The 19,332-nt window shown below is 32.8% G+C and carries 20 protein-coding genes; 3 read left to right on the top strand and 17 right to left on the bottom strand.

Annotated features, from left to right (window positions below; genetic code table 11):
- Positions 1–228: 228 nt before the first annotated feature.
- Both guaA and bshC read right to left on the bottom strand, forming a co-directional pair.
- Entirely contained in the window at positions 229–1,764 is a 1,536-nt protein-coding gene (gene guaA / locus E1J38_RS00730; protein ID WP_133354881.1) for a glutamine-hydrolyzing GMP synthase, read from the bottom strand.
- 107 nt (positions 1,765–1,871) lie between these two features.
- Positions 1,872–3,476 (bottom strand): bacillithiol biosynthesis cysteine-adding enzyme BshC, encoded by a 1,605-nt coding sequence (gene bshC, locus E1J38_RS00735; RefSeq protein WP_133354879.1) that lies wholly within the window; start codon positions 3,474–3,476, stop codon positions 1,872–1,874.
- A gap of 216 nt (positions 3,477–3,692) precedes the next feature.
- Here bshC and E1J38_RS00740 point away from each other — a divergent pair, with 216 nt between their 5' ends.
- The gene (locus E1J38_RS00740) at positions 3,693–4,961 is read left to right on the top strand and encodes a carboxypeptidase-like regulatory domain-containing protein (protein WP_133354877.1); all 1,269 of its coding nucleotides are present in this window, start codon (positions 3,693–3,695) and stop codon (positions 4,959–4,961) included.
- A gap of 81 nt (positions 4,962–5,042) precedes the next feature.
- Here E1J38_RS00740 and E1J38_RS00745 read toward each other — a convergent pair whose 3' ends face one another.
- Together E1J38_RS00745 and rimO are read right to left on the bottom strand one after the other, a co-directional pair.
- Entirely contained in the window at positions 5,043–5,726 is a 684-nt protein-coding gene (locus E1J38_RS00745; protein ID WP_133354875.1) for a peptidoglycan DD-metalloendopeptidase family protein, read from the bottom strand.
- A gap of 89 nt (positions 5,727–5,815) precedes the next feature.
- Positions 5,816–7,120, bottom strand: coding sequence for a 30S ribosomal protein S12 methylthiotransferase RimO (rimO, locus tag E1J38_RS00750; protein WP_133354873.1), 1,305 nt, complete (start codon positions 7,118–7,120; stop codon positions 5,816–5,818).
- 109 nt (positions 7,121–7,229) lie between these two features.
- On the opposite strand from rimO, the gene E1J38_RS00755 reads away from it, so the two are divergent.
- Complete coding sequence (locus E1J38_RS00755; protein WP_133354871.1) at positions 7,230–8,300, top strand: serine hydrolase domain-containing protein; 1,071 nt, start codon at positions 7,230–7,232, stop codon at positions 8,298–8,300.
- A gap of 17 nt (positions 8,301–8,317) precedes the next feature.
- Here the strand turns inward: E1J38_RS00755 and ftsY are convergent, their stop codons facing one another.
- The 12 genes from ftsY to recR all read right to left on the bottom strand — a co-directional run bounded on the left by ftsY (position 8,318) and on the right by recR (position 17,327).
- Positions 8,318–9,271 carry a signal recognition particle-docking protein FtsY gene (gene ftsY / locus E1J38_RS00760; RefSeq protein ID WP_133354869.1) on the bottom strand — a complete coding sequence of 318 codons (954 nt, stop codon included), beginning with the start codon at positions 9,269–9,271 and terminating at the stop codon, positions 8,318–8,320.
- Positions 9,272–9,518: 247 nt separating this feature from the next.
- Positions 9,519–9,671: a DUF4295 domain-containing protein gene (locus E1J38_RS00765; protein ID WP_116524052.1), complete on the bottom strand. Its 153-nt coding sequence runs from the start codon at positions 9,669–9,671 to the stop codon at positions 9,519–9,521.
- 7 nt (positions 9,672–9,678) lie between these two features.
- Positions 9,679–9,861 carry a 50S ribosomal protein L33 gene (gene rpmG / locus E1J38_RS00770; RefSeq protein WP_133354867.1) on the bottom strand — a complete coding sequence of 61 codons (183 nt, stop codon included), beginning with the start codon at positions 9,859–9,861 and terminating at the stop codon, positions 9,679–9,681.
- A gap of 28 nt (positions 9,862–9,889) precedes the next feature.
- Positions 9,890–10,126, bottom strand: coding sequence for a 50S ribosomal protein L28 (gene rpmB, locus E1J38_RS00775; protein WP_116524054.1), 237 nt, complete (start codon positions 10,124–10,126; stop codon positions 9,890–9,892).
- An 80-nt stretch (positions 10,127–10,206) separates the two neighbouring features.
- Entirely contained in the window at positions 10,207–11,457 is a 1,251-nt protein-coding gene (locus tag E1J38_RS00780; RefSeq protein ID WP_133354865.1) for a competence/damage-inducible protein A, read from the bottom strand.
- Between the two features lie 3 nt (positions 11,458–11,460).
- On the bottom strand, positions 11,461–11,802 hold the full coding sequence (locus E1J38_RS00785) for an Hpt domain-containing protein (RefSeq protein WP_116524056.1): 342 nt from the start codon (positions 11,800–11,802) through the stop codon (positions 11,461–11,463).
- On the bottom strand, positions 11,802–12,413 hold the full coding sequence (locus tag E1J38_RS00790; RefSeq protein WP_133354863.1) for a fumarylacetoacetate hydrolase family protein: 612 nt from the start codon (positions 12,411–12,413) through the stop codon (positions 11,802–11,804). Before E1J38_RS00790 ends, E1J38_RS00785 begins: the two co-directional genes overlap by 1 nt.
- A gap of 4 nt (positions 12,414–12,417) precedes the next feature.
- On the bottom strand, positions 12,418–13,194 hold the full coding sequence (locus E1J38_RS00795; protein ID WP_133354861.1) for a 3'-5' exonuclease: 777 nt from the start codon (positions 13,192–13,194) through the stop codon (positions 12,418–12,420).
- Between the two features lie 89 nt (positions 13,195–13,283).
- Positions 13,284–14,597, bottom strand: a complete 1,314-nt coding sequence (locus tag E1J38_RS00800) for a dihydrolipoamide acetyltransferase family protein (RefSeq protein WP_133354859.1) — start codon at positions 14,595–14,597, stop codon at positions 13,284–13,286.
- A gap of 108 nt (positions 14,598–14,705) precedes the next feature.
- Positions 14,706–15,779, bottom strand: a complete 1,074-nt coding sequence (locus tag E1J38_RS00805) for a glycosyltransferase (RefSeq protein WP_133354857.1) — start codon at positions 15,777–15,779, stop codon at positions 14,706–14,708.
- 95 nt (positions 15,780–15,874) lie between these two features.
- Complete coding sequence (locus tag E1J38_RS00810; protein ID WP_186525791.1) at positions 15,875–16,675, bottom strand: glycosyltransferase; 801 nt, start codon at positions 16,673–16,675, stop codon at positions 15,875–15,877.
- A gap of 34 nt (positions 16,676–16,709) precedes the next feature.
- Positions 16,710–17,327 (bottom strand): recombination mediator RecR, encoded by a 618-nt coding sequence (gene recR / locus E1J38_RS00815; RefSeq protein ID WP_133354853.1) that lies wholly within the window; start codon positions 17,325–17,327, stop codon positions 16,710–16,712.
- A gap of 125 nt (positions 17,328–17,452) precedes the next feature.
- Here recR and E1J38_RS00820 point away from each other — a divergent pair, with 125 nt between their 5' ends.
- On the top strand, positions 17,453–18,910 hold the full coding sequence (locus E1J38_RS00820; RefSeq protein WP_133354851.1) for a sodium:solute symporter: 1,458 nt from the start codon (positions 17,453–17,455) through the stop codon (positions 18,908–18,910).
- Here E1J38_RS00820 and E1J38_RS00825 read toward each other — a convergent pair.
- Positions 18,887–19,249, bottom strand: coding sequence for a CoA-binding protein (locus E1J38_RS00825; RefSeq protein ID WP_133354849.1), 363 nt, complete (start codon positions 19,247–19,249; stop codon positions 18,887–18,889). The genes E1J38_RS00820 and E1J38_RS00825 overlap by 24 nt on opposite strands.
- Positions 19,250–19,332: the final 83 nt, after the last annotated feature.

The raw sequence follows: 19,332 nt of genomic DNA on the forward strand, positions 1-19,332 counted from the left end.
ACCTTTTTGGTTAAATCATATAACGTGCCAAAATGATACTAGTGCTTTAACACAATAGCTAACAACTACAGCATACAATTTAATAATATTACAAAATCACATAAATATATACGATACTTTGTAATATTAAGATGATACCGACCTTATAAAAAGTTTATAATTTGTAAATAACACCCACAACTTAATTATTAAGCAAAACTGTATCTATAGCTGAGACACTACATAGAATTACTCCCACTCAATGGTTGCTGGTGGCTTTGAACTAATATCATAAACTACTCTATTAACGCCTTTTACCTTGTTTATTATATCGTTTGAGGTTTTTTGCAGGAATTCATAGGGAAGGTTAACCCAATCTGCAGTCATACCATCTGTACTTTCTACTGCTCTTAACGCCACACATTTCTCATAAGTACGCTCATCTCCCATAACACCAACACTATTTACCGGAAGCAACATGGCTCCTGCTTGCCATACATTGTCATATAATCCCCATTCTTTAAGACCATTTATAAAGATATGGTCTACCTCTTGCAGAATTCTTACTTTTTCAGCAGTGATATCTCCCAAAATTCGGATTCCCAAACCAGGGCCTGGAAATGGGTGACGCCCTAAAAGTTCTGGATCTATACCTAAAGTCTTCCCTACTCTACGTACCTCATCTTTAAAAATTGCACGTAATGGTTCTACTATTTTAAGCTTCATAAAGTCTGGCAATCCACCAACGTTATGGTGACTTTTTATGGTTGCAGAAGGCCCTCCAGTTGCCGAAACACTTTCAATAACATCAGGATATATGGTACCTTGTGCTAACCAAGTTACATCCTCTATTTTATGGGCTTCGTCATCAAAAACCTCTATAAACGCATTACCAATAGCTTTTCGTTTTAACTCAGGGTCTTCAATACCTTTTAACGCTTCTAAAAAACGACTAGAAGCATCAACACCTTTAACATTAAGTCCCATGCCTTCATATTGATTTAAAACGTTTTCAAATTCGTTTTTACGAAGGAGTCCGTTATTAACAAAAATACAGTACAAGTTTTTGCCTATGGCTTTGTTTAACAACACTGCAGCAACCGTAGAATCTACTCCTCCCGATAAACCAAGCACTACTTTATCATCACCCACTTTTTCCTTAATGAACTCTACCGTTTCTTCTATAAAGGAATCTGGTGTCCAATCTTGATGCAAACCAGCAATACTTACCAAAAAGTTTTCTAATAGCTGTTTTCCGTCAGTGGAATGATATACTTCTGGATGAAATTGAATCGCATAGGTTTCTTCGCCATTAATTCTGTAAGCTGCATTTTCAACGTCATGTGTGCTTGCAATCAGCACCCCATTATTGGGTAATTGTTTAATGGTGTCTGAATGACTCATCCAAACCTGACTACCTGTGTGAATATGTGCAAAAAATGGTTCGTTACCTTTTATAAATGATAAATTAGCTCGACCGTACTCACGCGTATTTGAAGGCGCTACTTCGCCTCCAGAAAAATGCGCTAAATATTGGGCCCCGTAGCATACTGCTAATAATGGTTTTTTACCTCGTATTTCTGCTAAATCTGGATGTAAAGCTTCTTCACCTCTTACAGAAAAGGGACTACCCGAAAGTATTACTGCCTTATACTCTTCTACATTTGATGGAATCTTATTGAATGGATGAATTTCGGAGTAAATGTTGAGTTCCCTAACTCTACGCGCAATAAGCTGAGTGTATTGCGACCCGAAGTCTAAAATTAGTACCTTGTCATGTTGCATGCGCAAAAATAAAAAGGTTTTTATAATTTCGATTTACGATTATGGATTTTTTTAAAAAGGTTATTAACTAACTGAATTATTAAAAAAATAATAGTTTAAAAAACACTTTACATAGTTAATATTAAAAATTCTCCCTGAAGTGGTTTTAAATGGGCTATTAATTGCGGAATTAATTGCTCTCCATATTCTAAATAAAACTCTGTAAAATTAGTATTGCGCTCTTGCAAACTTCCATTTGGAAATAGTTGATTTTGAAGTTCTGTCATTCTAGACACCTGATCTGAAAGCGCTTTCTTTTGTGCTTTCAGCAAACGCTTCTCCAATCTATTTAATCCATTTGTTTGTTTCGCTTCTTGCGCTTTTACAGCACCTAAAAAGGATTTATCTGTTTGTTCTGCTAAGGAGTATAAGTTTTCAAATTGTTTTTGAAGATGCGCTTTTTGCTCAGAAAAATCAATATTGATGTTAGATATTTCTCTAACCTTTTTATTGATAAAAGCATTGCGTTTTAAAAAGATATCTTCATTTGAAATTTTTAACTTATGAAGTTTTTTAGATTGACTTTCAGTTTTAATCAATACCGAATTACGCAACAACAACATAGGAAAAGGGACTTCAACCTTTTCAAAATAAGCTTTTAATTGAAACCAATAGGCTAGCTCACCACCACCACCAATATAGCAAAGGTTAGGAAGAATAACTTCTTGATATAAAGGACGCATAATTACATTTGGAGAAAACCGTTCCGGATGCTTACTGAGTTCTTCTTGTATTTCATTTAAACTCCAATTAATATCAGTATTCAATACCTTAAAACTATTCTCTTCAAAAACAATACGCTCTCTTAAATTTTCAGCCAAATAAAAAAGATTAATTTCTCTTGGGTTAACCTGTATTTGATATTGTTCTTTGGCTAATTCACTTATTTGCTCATTAGTCTTAGAAACTTCATTAAAAGCTGTATTATTCAACAATTCATCTTTTACAAAAGGAATAAACAACCGTTTTAATTCCACATCATTTGCATCAATAATTACCAACCCGTATTCTTTAAATAACTCATTTGCCAAAAACCTAGTTGCATCAGCTAAATTACTATGATTTAGATAAGCTTTTTTGAAAAGTACTTTTAAATCATTTGCATTTTTACTTTTTCCAAACTCACTTTCTAACACCATAAAAACGTCTTCTAACCCTTCATTTGATAACTCTCCAACGGCTCCTTTTGCGCTTCTATTCCATTGTATTTTTTTACCCTTAAAATTGAAATAATTAATTTCATCAAAATCATGGTCTTCGGTTGCCATCCAATACACAGGAATAAAGTGGTAATTAGAATATTTTTCTTTTAATTCTTTAGAAAGGTTTAAAGCAGACACTATTTTGTACAAAAAATAGAGCGGACCAGTAAATAAATTGAGTTGATGACCAGTGGTTATTGTAAAAGCGTTTTCCTTTTCAAGTAATTCTATGTTCTGAATAGTTAATTCTGAAGTATCGGTATTCAGATATTGCTTCTTTAAGGCATTAACCAATATACTTCTTGTTTGGGCTTCAATAGCATTTTTTTTCTCTTGAATCTGATCTCTGAAATTATTAATAGAAGGAAATCTATTATAAAAAGTTTTTAATTCAGGGGTTTCAGCTAAATAATCACAGATTAATGATGAAAAATAACCCGCTTTTTTAAACGAAATGGTGTCTATTGGCATAAAAACACATTTTTGAAGTAAATATACAGTTATTAAAATTCAAAAATTCTAAAAAATAAGTTAAGAGTTTATTTGGGAATCTCTTCATTATACTGATTTGTAGATCAAACAAAAATAGTTTTACTAATCAAATGTTAAATCTAAGAGTCCTCTTAGTAATCATAGATTTTTTTTTCGTAAATTAATGTCACTTAACCCGTTAACACTTATTAAGTCATGAAAAAGAAAAATATTTTTAGTCGGTTTTTGGTGGCGCTTTGCTTGTTTGCAATTTGTGGCACCAGTAGTTTTACTGCCCAAAACATATCAAAATTCCTTGAAATTGAAGGTATTATAGTTGATAAAAGTAATAACGACCGCTTGGTCTTTACTGATTTGGTAATAAAAGGAACCAATATTAGTACGGTTACAAATATTGATGGTGAATTTCTTTTAAAAGTACCTACAGAACATAGTGAGGGTGTTGTTGTTATCACACACCTAGGTTATGAGACCAAAGAAATTGACATTGCTTCTTTTAAAGGAAGTACAAAAATTGAACTCACTCCTGCTGTCACTACTCTAGATGCTGTTAGTTTAGTTGCTAGACCTTCAAATGCTAAAGAATTAGTGCTTCAAACACTTCAAAAAAAAGGAAGATTGTACAATAATGATAATACTTTAATGACGGCGTTTTACAGAGAGACTATTAAGAAAAGAAAAAAAAATGCCTCACTATCTGAAGCTGTTGTTAAAATTCACAAACAGCCTTATACAAATTACAGAAAAGATAATATTGAATTAGTGAAGGCCAGAAAAAACACAAATTATGATAGATTGGATACTCTAGCTTTAAAACTTCAAGGAGGACCTTTTAGCAATATATATACCGATTTGGTAAAGTACCCAGAGTATATATTTACCGAAGAGGACATTGATGATTACGAGTTTAGTTTTGATGAGTCTACAAACATTGATAAAAAATTAGTTTATGTGGTTAACTTCAAACAGAATCCTTTCATTAAAGACCCTTTGTATTATGGCAAACTATTTATAGATGCTTCTACATTGGCTTTAACCAATGCGGTTTATAGTTTAAATGTTGAGAATAGACATCTGGCAAGTCAAATGTTTGTGCGTAAAAAACCAAGAAAAGTTGACGTATATCCAACAAAAGCAACGTATAGAGTAAAATATCGTATACAAAATGGAAAATGGCATTATGCTTACAGCAACATTTTGTTAAGTTTTAAGGTGAATTGGAAAGGTAAATTATTTAACAGTATATATACTTTAAATAGTGAAATGGCTGTTACTGATTGGGAAATTACCAACACAAAGGTTGCTAAGATTGAAAAACAAATGTTGCGTCCATCTACTATATTAACAGATCAAGCTTCAGGTTTTTCAGACCCTGAGTTTTGGGGTGAATACAATATTATTGAACCTGAAAAATCTATTGAAAATGCTATTTCTAAAATTAAAAGGCAATTGAAGAAAACATAATATACTTCGTATAACGTAAGATAAAATCCCGAAAATAGCTTATCGGGATTTTTAGTTTAATCTTAATTGCATATTGAAAAATTATAACTGTAAGAGTAAATTTGGGTTCGGACAATTTTCAGAATAAAAATCTAAATCCTTTTTTGAACAGACTCCCGGATAATCGCCTTGATTAGCCTGTAAATCTTTTATAATTTGAAAATGTAGATGTGGTGGGTAATTACCATTTACAGTTTCATCTCCTAACTCTCCTATTCGTTCTCCTTTTTCAAAAGTGCTACCTTCTTTTAAACCTTGAATAGAGTTTAAACTTAAATGCCCATAGAGACTATAAAAAATAACATCACCAATATTATGTTCCAATATTAATGTTGGTCCATAATCTCCAAAATTGGTGTTGTTTTTAAAGCTATGAATCTTACCCTCTAAAGGCGAACAAATTGGAGTTCCTTCTTGACACCAAAAGTCAATGCCTAAATGTATATTACGTTCTTCTTCAATATATCTACTAAAATGCTGACTTCTTTTGTAAATGTTTCGGACTTCTAAATAACCTCCGTAAGCTACTGTAGCACTATGTTTTCTAATGTAATTATCGATGTATTGCCCCAGCTTTAATGTAGACGAAACGTCAATCTTAGATAAGTTTTTGTTTAATTCTGATAAATCGATTGGTATGTATTCAGACTTAGGTATTGATGTATCCAATACACAAAGTGAATCTGAACTAAGGCTGTTTAAAAATTCAGAAAAGACATTATCCATACTTCCAAAAAGTAATTGTTTAACAGCAAACAATATGTATTTGCACTACACAAAGGATACAAAATAAATTCATAGTTACTCTCCAACAATTAATTTACTACCTCTCCATAAAGATCAAAATCTTCTGCTTCAGTAATTTTAACAGTTGTAAACTCACCCGTTTTTAAATAAGTTTGAGTGGCATCAATTAAAACCTCATTATCCACATCAGGAGAATCAAACTCCGTTCTTCCAACAAAATAGTTGCCTTCTTTTCTATCAATAACAACTTTAAATGTCTGCCCTATTTTTTCTTGATTCAACTCCCATGATATTTGAGATTGAATATCCATGATCTCGTTAGCTCTAGAAATTTTAACCTCTTCAGGAACATCATCTTCTAAATTATAGGCATGCGTATTCTCTTCATGAGAGTACGTAAAACACCCCAAACGTTCAAAACGCATATCTTGCACCCATTGTTTTAACTCTTGAAAATTTTCTTCTGTCTCACCAGGATATCCAACAATCAATGTGGTACGAATAGTCATTTCTGGAACGGCTGCTCTAAACTCTTTAATCAAATTAGTAGTCTTTTCCTTGGTGGTTCCTCTGCGCATACTTTTTAAAATGGCATCTGAAATATGCTGTAATGGAATATCGATATAATTACAAACTTTTGGTTCTCGTTTCATAACCTCCAAAACATCCATAGGAAAACCTGTTGGAAAGGCATAATGTAATCGAATCCACTCTACACCTTCAACCTTAACCAAAGCCTCAAGTAATTCTGCAAGATTTCGTTTTTTATATAAATCTAAACCGTAATAGGTTAGATCTTGAGCTATGAGAATTAATTCTTTTACTCCCTTGGCAGCCAATTTTTCAGCCTCTGTAACTACCTCTTCAATAGGTGTGCTTTTGTGTTTGCCGCGCATGATAGGAATAGCACAAAAACTACAGGGTCTGTCACATCCTTCTGCAATCTTTAAATAAGCATAGTTTTTAGGTGTTGTAGTTAAACGTTCCCCTATCAATTCGTGCTTGTAATCGGCTCCTAACACTTTTAATAAACCAGGTAGTTCTGTTGTTCCAAAATACTGATCTACATCTGGAATTTCCTTTTGTAAATCTGGTTTATAACGCTCACTCAAACATCCTGTAACAAATACCTTATCTACTTCACCTTCTTCTTTTTTTTGAACAAATTCCAGAATGGTATTAACACTTTCTTCTTTAGCATTGTTAATGAATCCGCAGGTGTTAATAACAACGATATTGCCATCCTCTTCATGAACAACATCCTTACCACTAGCCTTTAGTTGTCCCATTAGCACTTCACTGTCGTAAACATTTTTACTGCAACCAAGGGTAACTACATTAATCTTATTTTTCTTTAAAGTCTTTGTTCTCATACCATAATTAAATGTGGGCGCAAAGATACGGAATGGTTTATGATATATTATTGCATATTTTAAAGTTAAACCTTTAATATCTTTAGGTGTCTTATTTAAAAGATTATTTATGAAAAGAATAATTCTATCATTTAGCTTAGTAATCACAGCTATAGTAAATACTTTTTCACAAAGTGATCACAAGAGAAATTTATATTTTCCTCCCTTAAATTCTGACACATGGGAGGCTATTAATATCAATGAAACTGGATGGGATGTATCACAACTTCAACCCTTAATTGATTATATTGAAGAAAATAGCACAAAAGCCTTTATTATCTTGAAGGATGGAAAAATTGTCATGGAATGGTATGATAGTGATACCAATGCTGCATCAAACTTACCATGGTATTCTGCTGGCAAAACTTTAGTAGCTTTTACTGTTGGAATTGCCCAAGATGAAGGTTATTTAAATATAGACAACTCATCAAGTGACTATCTAGGTAAAGGTTGGTCTAACATGACACAAAACCAAGAAAGTAAAATAACTTTGAAACACCATCTTACAATGACTACTGGTTTAGACTATACTGTAATGAATAAGAATTGTACTCTGCCAAGGTGCCTAACCTACAAAAATGCTCCTGGAAGTTTTTGGTATTATCATAATGCTGGATACACAAAAACTCACAACATAGTATCAGGAGCTGTTAAACAAAGCTTTGAGTCGTATTTCAATGAAAAGTTACGAGATAAAATAGGGATGCAGGGCGAATGGAAGCGTCTTGGATATGCCAAACCTTTTTATAGTAATGCTAGAAGTATGGCTAGATTTGGACTTCTAAACCTAAATAAAGGTATTTGGAATAACACTCCAATTTTAAATGACCCTGAATATTTTAGCGCCATGGTAAATACCTCCCAAAATCAGAATGAAAGCTATGGCTATTTATGGTGGCTTAACGGAAAAGATAGTTTTAGGCTACCAGCTTTAACTAAAGAATTCAAGGGAAAATTAATACCGAATGCCCCAGATGACCTCATTGCGGGCTTGGGTAAAAACGACCAAAAACTATACGTAGTACCAAGTAAAAATTTGGTTATTGTAAGGATGGGTGACAAAGCAAAAAAGGTGAGGTCTGGCCCAAGTAATTTTGACAATGAACTATGGAAAAAACTGAATAAACTATTTGTTTTCTGATAACAACAAACAGGTTGTTACTTAAAAAACGAATCCACAAATTCGTATTTATTAAACACTTGCAAGTCTTCAATACCTTCCCCTACACCAATATATTTCACGGGTATTTTAAATTGATCTGATATACCTATTACCACACCTCCTTTAGCGGTTCCATCCAACTTTGTTACAGCCAAAGATGTTACATCTGTAGCCGCTGTAAATTGTTTGGCTTGCTCAAAAGCATTTTGACCCGTAGAACCATCTAATACCAACAACACATCATTAGGCGTATCAGCTACAACTTTTTGCATGACGCGTTTTACTTTTGTAAGCTCATTCATAAGATTCACCTTATTGTGCAAACGCCCTGCAGTATCAATGATTACCACATCAGCATTTTGAGTTACAGCACTTTGTAACGTATCAAACGCTACAGAAGCAGGGTCACTGCCCATACTTTGTTTCACAATAGGAACTTCTACTCTATCTGCCCAAACTTGAAGTTGGTCTATTGCTGCTGCACGAAAAGTATCTGCAGCACCCAAAACCACCTTTAATCCTTGCTTTTTAAACTGATATGCTAGCTTACCAATAGTTGTTGTTTTACCAACGCCGTTTACACCAACCACCATGATTACGTATGGTTTTTTATCTTTTGGTATTATAAACTCTGTTTCTTCCCCTACATTGGTTTCACTTAGTAAAGCTGCTATTTCTTCACGGAGGATTTGATTTAATTCATCTGTTCCTAGGTACTTATCTTTAGCCACACGCTCTTCAATACGCTCAATTACTTTTAAAGTTGTATTTACACCAACATCACTAGTAACAAGCACCTCTTCTAAATTATCTAAAACCTCATCATCTACTTTTGATTTTCCAGCAACAGCCTTACTTAATTTACCAAAAAAACTGCTTTTAGACTTCTCTAAACCTTTATCTAAAGTTTCCTTTTTTTCAGAGGAAAATATTTTTTTAAAAAGACTCATTTACTTTTTTATTCGTTTATTTGTTTATCTGTCTAGTAAAAACTAAACGATTCTCCAATTTACATCAGGGGTTGTGGTACTTGTAGAAGCGCTTTTAAATATAGATTATCTAACGTCCAGATTCTAATTGCAATTTCTTTACCACAATTTTATACTGCTATTTTGGCAGAAACTGCTCAAATATAAACATAAAAAAACTGCCTTCTTAAAAAAGAAAGCAGTTTGTAATATCTTGATAAAAGTATGTTTACTTTTTGTTTAAAAAGTCGTTAACTTGTTCTGGAGCCATAATAGATTCAACAAACATATAAGCTCCTGTTTTAGGTGACTTTACCATTTTGATGGCTTTAGTTAACCTTTTTGATCCTGTTTGTAACGATGCTACTGCTTTTTTTGCCATGACTCTATTATTTTATCTCTTTGTGAACTGTCATACGCTTAAGAATAGGATTGAATTTTTTAAGTTCCATTCTATCTGGCGTATTCTTTTTATTTTTTGTAGTAATATATCTTGAAGTTCCTGGTTGACCAGAAGCTTTGTGCTCTGTGCACTCTAAAATTACTTGAATTCTGTTACCTTTCTTTGCCATTTCTAAATATCTTTTTTAACGCAGCTATTTATTTTAAAAAACCTTTAGTTTTTGCTTCCTTAATTGCCGCAGAAATACCTATTTTATTAATAGTCTTCAATGCAGATGTTGATACCTTTAAAGTTACCCACTTATCTTCTTCTGGAATGTAAAAACGTTTCTTAACTAAGTTAGCGTTAAATTTGCGCTTAGTTCTGTTTAATGCATGAGACACGTTGTTACCAACCATTGCCTTCTTTCCTGTAAGTTCACAAACTCTTGACATTATATATAACTTTAAATTTTGTTGCTTAAAATCGAGGTGCAAATATACAAAATCTTTATATTATGACAATCTTATTATTATCAATTTTTAAAAATTTCTTTCAGCAACATTTCTAGGGCTTTATTAACAGCTTTATTTAGTACTTTTATTCTGTGATTTCCTAAGTTAAACTTTTCTGAATATACTCTACTTTTACTAGCTATAGCAATGTATACTGTTCCAACCTCAGCATCGGACTCCCCCTTTGTTGGCCCTGCATTTCCTGTGGTTGCAACTGCAAAATCTGAATCAAACAATTTTAATGAATTGCTTGCCATAGCTTCTGCAACCGGGCCGCTAACAACAGAATGACTATCAATAACTTCTTTTGAGACTCCTAAAACACTCTTTTTTGATTCTGTAGAATAAGTCACCACACCTCCATTAAAATATGCAGATGCTCCTGAATGCTTTGTAAACTGTTCTGCTAAAAGACCTCCAGTACAACTTTCAGCTATAGCAAGAGTTTTTCCTATTTTAGTTAGTTGTTTTGCTATGATTATTTCAGCAGAACCTTCTTCATCCTCAAAACCAAAAAATTCATTCTTAATTAATGGAATAACCTTTTCAATTTCAGCATCTACTCTTTCCTTAAGCTTTATTTCATCAAACCCTTTTGTTGATAAGCGCAATCTCATTTTGCCTAAATTTGGCAAATAGGCTAATCGCATGTCTTTTGGTAAGGCATCTTCCCAGTCTTCTATTCTAGCAGCCAAAGCACTTTCTCCTATTCCGTAAACCAACAACGTTTTGTGCATAATAAACGGACAATTGTACTTCTCTTTTAATTTAGGAATGACATACTGTTCCATTAGGGTAGACATCTCATAAGGCACACCTGGAAGCGACACAAAGGTTTTTTCACCTTTATCAAACCACATGCCCGGAGCAGTACCTAATTTATTCATTAAAACCGTAGATTTTGATGGTACCAGAGATTGATCTTTATTTACCTGAAGTAATTTACCACCAATATAACTTTTCCAGAGGTGTTCAATATTTTTCAATACCAAATCATCTCTTACTAAGGTATCATTGAAATACTCTGCTATGGTTTTTTTTGTAATATCATCCTTAGTGGGTCCTAAACCACCGGTTAGAATAATGATGTCTGAATTGCTTTCTGCTTCTTTTAATGTTTTAAGAATATGGTTTCTATCATCTTGAACTGAAGTTACCTGATAAATAGAAATACCAATTTTATTAAGCTGTTTTGCTATAAATGCAGAATTGGTATCAATTACCTGCCCGATTAAAAGTTCATCGCCAATGGTAATTATTTCTGCTTGCATTCATTACAAATTAAAATCTGACTTTATTTCTGCTAAGGCTTTTTCAACAGCATCAACCACAATAGCAAGTTGTGGTGTTATATCTTCTCCCTTTTTGGTAAACTTACCCCAATCTTGAACTTCTATAAGCGTATCTAAAACCCCAAGTTCAAATAAATCTACCGTTGGTTTCATTTTATGCGCAGCTTGATAGGCTTCTTGATAATCTTCAGCCGCTACTGCATTTTTCAATCGCTCTAAATCTGGTGCTACTTCTTCCAAAAACGCTTCTGCCAAAGTTGCAATAAAATCTGCATCGTTATCAGCCAATTCCTTCACTCTGAATAATTTGTAATGTTGTTCCATTATTTAATTGTTATTGAAAACATTTCTCTGTTTTCTATAAAACCCTTTAGTTTATCATTAGCAATTACTCTGCCTACCCCAGCTGGGGTGCCAGTAAATATAATATCTCCAATCTTTAATGTGAAATATTTTGAGACATATTCTATGATTTCATCAATTTTCCATAACATGTGGCTAGTATTTCCTTTTTGAACAATATTTTCGTTCTTTTTTAAGGAAAATTCAATGGCATTCACATCATTAAATTCATTTTTTGGTATCCATTTACCTACCACAGCAGAACCATCAAATGCTTTTGCCTTTTCCCAAGGTAATCCCTTTGCTTTTAGTTTACTTTGTAAATCTCTAGCTGTAAAGTCTATTCCCAAGCCAATTTCATCATAATATTTATGAGCAAATTTTTTATCAATGTACTTACCTATCTTATTTATTTTGATTAAAACCTCAACTTCATAATGAATATCATCTGAAAAATCTGGGATGAAAAAAGGTTGTTTTTTTAATAAAATAGCCGAATCTGGTTTTTGAAAAATAACTGGTTCTGTTGGCCTTTCATTTTCCAATTCCTCAATATGCTCTGTGTAATTTCTGCCTATGCAAATTAGCTTCATAAAGCTATACCAATTTATTATTTAAGCTTATTAATTTAATATTAGTCAACACTTTTTTGGTATACAACGGAAAATCAGCATTTAAAACCCAGCCAAAATACCCCGGTTCTTTTTCTAAAACCTCTGTTACTAACTTTCCCTTGTGCTTACCAAATGAAAAACATTCTTCTCCCTTTTTGTTATACACAATAAAACCAGCAAAGTCTGCAAACTTTTTCCGTGAACTAAATTCTGCCAAAAACTTAGTATTATTTTCTAATTCATCATATTTTGTAATTTGAGCTTTTAAAACCTCATAAGTCGCATTAGTATCAGCTTCAGCACTGTGGGCATCTTCTAAATTCTTATCGCAATAAAATTTATAAGCAGCACTCAATGTTCGTTGTTCCATTTTATGAAAGATGGTTTGAACATCAATAGCTTGACGGTTTTTCATATCAAAATCTACCTCAGCTCGTAGCATTTCTTCTGCTAATAAAGGAATATCGAAACGATTGGAGTTAAATCCTCCCAAATCAGAATCTTTTATCATATTGTAAACCTCTTTTGCTAACTCTTTAAATATAGGCTTATCTGCCACATCATCATCTGAAATACCGTGTATAGCTGTAACTTCTTTAGGTATTGGTATTTCAGGATTTACACGCCATGTTTTTCGTTCTTCATTTCCATTTGGAAAAACTTTTAAGACAGATATCTCTACGATTCTATCTGTTGTAATATTAACACCAGTGGTTTCTAGATCGAAAAAACAGATGGGTTTATTAAGATTGAGTTGCATAAATTGCCTTTTTAAAGTAGATAACTGCAAAAATAGAAAAACCTAATCACTTATAATGATTAGGCTTTAGTTTAACTATTTATAAATATTTATATTTCTCTATTAACGTCCCAAGCCTCTAAATAATCTTTAACGGCCTTTACAAACATACCTCCCATAGCACCATTAACAACGCGGTGATCATACGAGTGTGATAGAAACATTTTATAACGAATACCTATAAAGTCACCTTCACTTGTTTCTATCACAGCCGGCACTTTTCTGATAGCTCCTAAAGCTAAAATACCCACTTGAGGTTGGTTGATTATTGGTGTACCCATAATACTGCCAAAAGATCCAACGTTAGTAACAGTGTAAGTACCTCCTTGAATATCATCTGGACTTAACTGATTGTTACGAGCTTTAATAGCCAAACTATTTACCTGTTTGGCTATTCCAACTAAATTAAGTTGATCGGCATTTTTAATTACAGGCACAATTAAATTGCCATCGGCCAGAGCCGTTGCCATACCAAGATTGATATTTTTCTTTTTTATAATAGAATCTCCCTGAACTGAAATATTTAGCATTGGGTAATCACGCAGTGCTTTTGCTACCACTTCCATGAAAATGGGAGTAAATGTTAATTTCTCACCTTCACGTTTCTCAAAATTGTCTTTGACTTTATTACGCCAATTCCATATTCTGGTGACATCAGCTTCAATAAAACTCTGAACATGAGCCGATGTTTGAAGCGATTCTATCATGTGATGTGCAATGAGTTTACCCATACGCGTCATCTCAATGATTTCATCGTCTCCAGTTGAAATAATTGGCTGACTAACAACTTTGGAAGCCTTAATCTTATTCTGAACTGAAGCAGCTACCTCTTTTTCTGTATGTGGCTCTGAATTGCTACCTCTATTTTCAACGTAGCTTAAAATATCATTTTTAGTTACCCTTCCATCTTTTCCTGTACCCGAAATAGCATCTAGTTCTTCTTGTAAAATCCCTTCTTGCTTTGCAATATTTTTAACTAATGGTGAATAAAAACGATTTCCGCTTGAAACCACTGGGGCAACACTTTCCTTGGCAATTGTTATGGCTTCTTCTATTTGCTCAACAACGCTTTCCTCTACCTCAGCCTGATTACTTTCTATATTAGTTTTTGGTTCATCATCTCTTTCTGTTTCAATAATAGCAATAACTTGTCCTACTTGAACTACATCATCAACATCAAAGAACCTTTCAACTAAAACACCCTCTACTTCACTTGGTACCTCGCTATCTACTTTATCGGTAGCAATTTCAACCACAGGCTCATCCATTTCAATGGTTTCACCAACTTCTTTTAACCAAGATGTAATTGTTGCCTCAGCAACACTTTCGCCCATTTTTGGTAGCTTGAGTTCAAATTTTGCCATATTAATAACGTAAAAGTTCTTTTCTAGTTTGCGCTTGCAAAATTAACTAAAATACAGTGATTTATTTAAATTATTGACAATAAATAAATCATAAATCAAAATTTCTTATCAATCCTTGTAAACCTTAAAAAGCTTCTTAAGGTTTTTATTTTGATTAAACAACTCGTTGACTAAAATCAACGAGTGATTTGCCATTTTTTTTCTTTGTGATTCATTTTCAATTAACTGCTTTATAGAGTTAATAAAATCTTCTTGTGAATCACAAAGAAACCCATTTTTCCAGTTTGATACTGCATCTTTATTTCCAACAATATTTGTGGCAACAATCGGTTTTCTTAATGCCATGGCCTCAATTATTGTAAAAGGAAGCCCTTCCCATAAAGAAGTTTGAATATATATATCAAACCTACCTAACTCTGTTAGAGTTTGTTCTCTATTTAGCCAACCAGTAATTTTAATATTTTCAGAGATTAATCTACTTTTCAGTTTACCATCACCAACCCATACAAAATCAACTTCTTTATATTTTTCGGCTATGGCATTAAACAAAAAAGGGTTTTTTTGCGGACTTAATCTACCTATTGTTCCTATGACCATTCTATCAGATTTTTTTTTAGATTGATGTTTTGAAACCTCTTCAACATTAACCGCATTTCTTATCAATGTTGCTTTCCCCATACGTTTAGCATAATCATATTCTGTATCCCCACAGGCTATAGTTGTAGCCCCCATAAAATAGGATAAAAATAATTCTGAAAATTTAAATATAGATTGCTTGAACTTTGATATATCTTTTCTCAAAAACGAATATCCGTTGGGGGTATAGAAAGACTTAGCTCTTCCATACTTCTTTGCCACAATTCTTCCAATAGCACCTCCTTTAGAGGAATGACTGTGAATAACATCAGGTAAAATTTCTTTAACGATCTTAGAAACCTTTAAAACAACGTTAAAATCTTTTAACAAAGAAATTTCACGTTCCATATCCACCTTAATAAGAGTTGTGCTTTTAGAGAAATCTTCCGGAAACTTATTAAAATCTGTTCCTTGTCTTTTCCCACTAAAAATCACGAAGTTTTGTACATCATAGTTTTCTTCTGTAAATCTGCAGATTTCCTTAATATACAAATAAACCCCGCCTGCAAAAGCTTCAGAGATATGAACTACTTTTAAACGCTTCATTAGATATTTATACAACAAGTTTATTTAAGTCATCTAAAATAGTAAAGATCATACAAGATTTCATTTTAGAACCCACCAACTTTGTTTCAAATTATTTAAATAAATTTTTTTTTAAAAAAAAGCAATAATTTAAACGGTAAAACAAAAGTTATAAATGCCCTAACCAATCCAATGGTTGTAAACAAGCCAAACTTATATTCATTCATCAACAGTTTAATTCTGCTTTTTGTTTGCTCTCCTCTTCTCTTAATAGAAATACCCTCAGGGTTGTACTCGTATTCAACAAGGGTTTTCTCAACTACAGTTGCTTTAAACTTTTTTATTATTTTAAAAAAGAAAGCATAATCTTCTAATGCCGGATAGTTCGTTGGGTAAAAACCAACTGCTTTAACCACATCAGTTCTAAACATTACGGAAGAATGTATAAACGGATTATAACTATGCATAGATCTCTTCAACTCCTTATAACCAGAAGGAGGTTTAAAAAAAAACAACTTATTTCTATTTATATCCACAAACTTCACCCAGCTCCCCACAAGACCTAGTTCTTTATCTATATTAAAAGTTCTAATCTGATTTTCAAACCTACTTCCAACACAAATATCTCCTGCATCCAACCTAGCAATAAATTCATATGTGTTACACTCTAAAATATGCTTAAGCCCTCTATTTAAAGTCTCTGTAATCCCCAAATTTTTACTATTTCTTTTTAAACGAATATCATAAAACTCTCTAAACTCACTAATGATTCGTTCAACATAGGAAAAATCATTGCTGCCATCATCATAAACGAAAAGAGTAAAAGGTTGTATTTCACTTTGAAGCGATTTTAATGATATTCTTAAACCACTACAATTATTATAATGAGGCAATAAAACGGCAATACTATTTTTCACACCACTTATAAGTTTAACGGATTATATAGTAAGACTATAATTTTAAAGAGGCTTCAAACGGAATTCTATTAATAATACTTCTTCCTAAGGTAATTTCATCAGCATATTCAAGTTCATCTCCAACCGAAATCCCTCTGGCAATGGTTGATGTTACAACGTTGTAACTCTGAATTTGTTTAAATATATAAAAATTAGTGGTATCACCCTCCATTGTTGAACTTAAAGCAAAAATGAGTTCTTTTACCTTTCCTTCTTTTACCTTTTTGACCAGAGAATCAATATTTAAATCATGAGGACCAATACCATCCATAGGAGAAATTTTCCCTCCTAAAACATGATACAAACCTTTAAATGAGCTGGTATTTTCTATAGCCATAACATCACGAATGTCCTCAACTACACAAACAATTTCTGTATTTCTACTATGGCTTGCACAAATTTCACAAAACTCATTATCACTAATATTGTGGCAAGATTTACAAAACTTTACCTCATTGCGCATGTTTTGTAAAGCATTTGACAATGCCATGGTTTGCCCTTTTGGTTGGCGTAACAAATGCAATACCAAACGCAATGCGGTACGCTTTCCAATACCTGGTAATTGTGACATTTCATTTACAGCTTGCTCCAGCAATTTAGAAGAAAATTCCATTGCTGCGAATTTACAATATAATATTAATTAGTTTACATCTGTTTTTATCTTCTTTTAATTGAATTCACTTTCGTACCAGTAACTATCATTATTAATTTGTATTTTGAAAACCAAATAAATCCTTTATGAGCGCCACTCAAATTCTCCTTCTTATAGCTGTCTATTTCATTGTATTATTGGTAATTTCTTATTTTACTGGGAAGAATGATAATAACGATGATTTCTTCAAAGCTGGAAAGCAATCACCTTGGTATATTGTAGCTTTCGGGATGGTGGGAGCATCACTATCAGGAGTCACCTTTATCTCTGTTCCTGGCTGGATTGAAGGGTCTCAATTCAGTTATTTTCAAGTAGTTTTAGGTTATATGTTTGGTTACATAATTGTGGCCTACGTTTTGCTACCTATTTATTACACATTGAACGTCACATCCATTTACGAGTATTTACTAGAACGTTTTGGTATTGTTAGCCACAAAACAGGTGCTTTTTTCTTTTTTATATCAAGAGTATTAGGTGCTGCTTTTAGACTGTATTTAGTAGCTATTGTACTACAACAGTTTGTGTTTGATGCTTGGAATATTCCGTTTGAAATTACCGTGGTTATCTCTATTTTACTTATATGGATTTACACCAATAAGGGAGGCATCAAAACCATTGTTTGGACAGACACCCTACAGACACTATTCATGATTTTGGCTGTAATTCTATCAATATACTTTATTAACAAAAGTTTAGACTGGAACTTTGGAGAATTTCTTGCTTCCAGCGAATTGAAAAGTTACAGCAAAGTGTTTATAACCGATAGCTTTTTAGAACGAAATCATTTCATAAAATCTTTTTTAGGAGGTATGTTCATTACCATTTGCATGACTGGTTTAGATCAAGATATGATGCAAAAAAACTTAACTTGTAAATCGTTGAAAGATGCACAAAAAAATATGATATCATTTAGTATTGTATTGGTTGTTGTTACGTTTTTATTCATGCTATTAGGAGCTTTACTTTATATATACGCCAATAAACATAATATCACCATCCCATTGATGGATGGAAAACCAAAGACCGATTTATTATTCCCTGAAATCGCACTAAATAGTGGTTTAGGAATCACACTTGCCATTACCTTTATGCTTGGCTTAATAGCTGCTGCTTATAGTAGTGCAGATAGTGCCTTAACCTCACTAACAACCTCTTTTTGCGTAGATTTTTTAAATATTAACAAAAAACCAAAAAACCTACAAAAACACATTAGAAAAAAAACCCATGTAGGTATGAGTGTTTTGTTGGTTATTGTAATTATTATCTTTAAATATGTGCTTAACAGTAATGTTATTGATAGTTTATTAACTGTTGCTGGTTACACCTATGGTCCTTTACTTGGCTTATTTGCTTTCGGAATTTTTACAAAGTACCAAGTTAAGGATAGATATGTTTGGATAGTGGCTTTGTGCTCTGTAGTCCTAATTACTATTATTGGTTCTATCCCGTCAGAACAATTAGGAGGTTATGTTTTGGGCTATGAACTACTCCCTATTAATGGTTTATTAACTTTTGTGGGTTTAATACTGATTCGTAGAAAGTAACACCAATGTACAAGCTTCTTCAAAATAAATATTGTTTTTTTCTAATATTTTGAATAGCTCGGGGTTTTCAGTTCCCGGATTAAAAATAACTCGCTTGGGTTTTAAAGACACTATATAATCATAATACTGTCTTTGTCTGTTAGGGTTTAGATACAGCGTAACGGTATCTATATCATCATAATCTAATAGTTCTGTATCAACCTTAACCCCAGAAATAGTTCCACTTTTTAATCCAAAAGCCACAGTATCAATATTATTGGCCACAAGCCTTTGTATAGCATAGTTTGAGTACCTATTAGCCTTTAGAGAAGCCCCTAGTACAAGTGTTTTTTTATTCATTTGTTAAAATGGTGTTAAGTTTTAAAAATTCGGTAACATAAACTTTCATATAGCGTCTTAATTATAACAATAATTAGTTCATC

Source organism: Seonamhaeicola sediminis (assembly GCF_004358095.2).
GTDB classification, from domain to species: domain Bacteria; phylum Bacteroidota; class Bacteroidia; order Flavobacteriales; family Flavobacteriaceae; genus Seonamhaeicola; species Seonamhaeicola sediminis.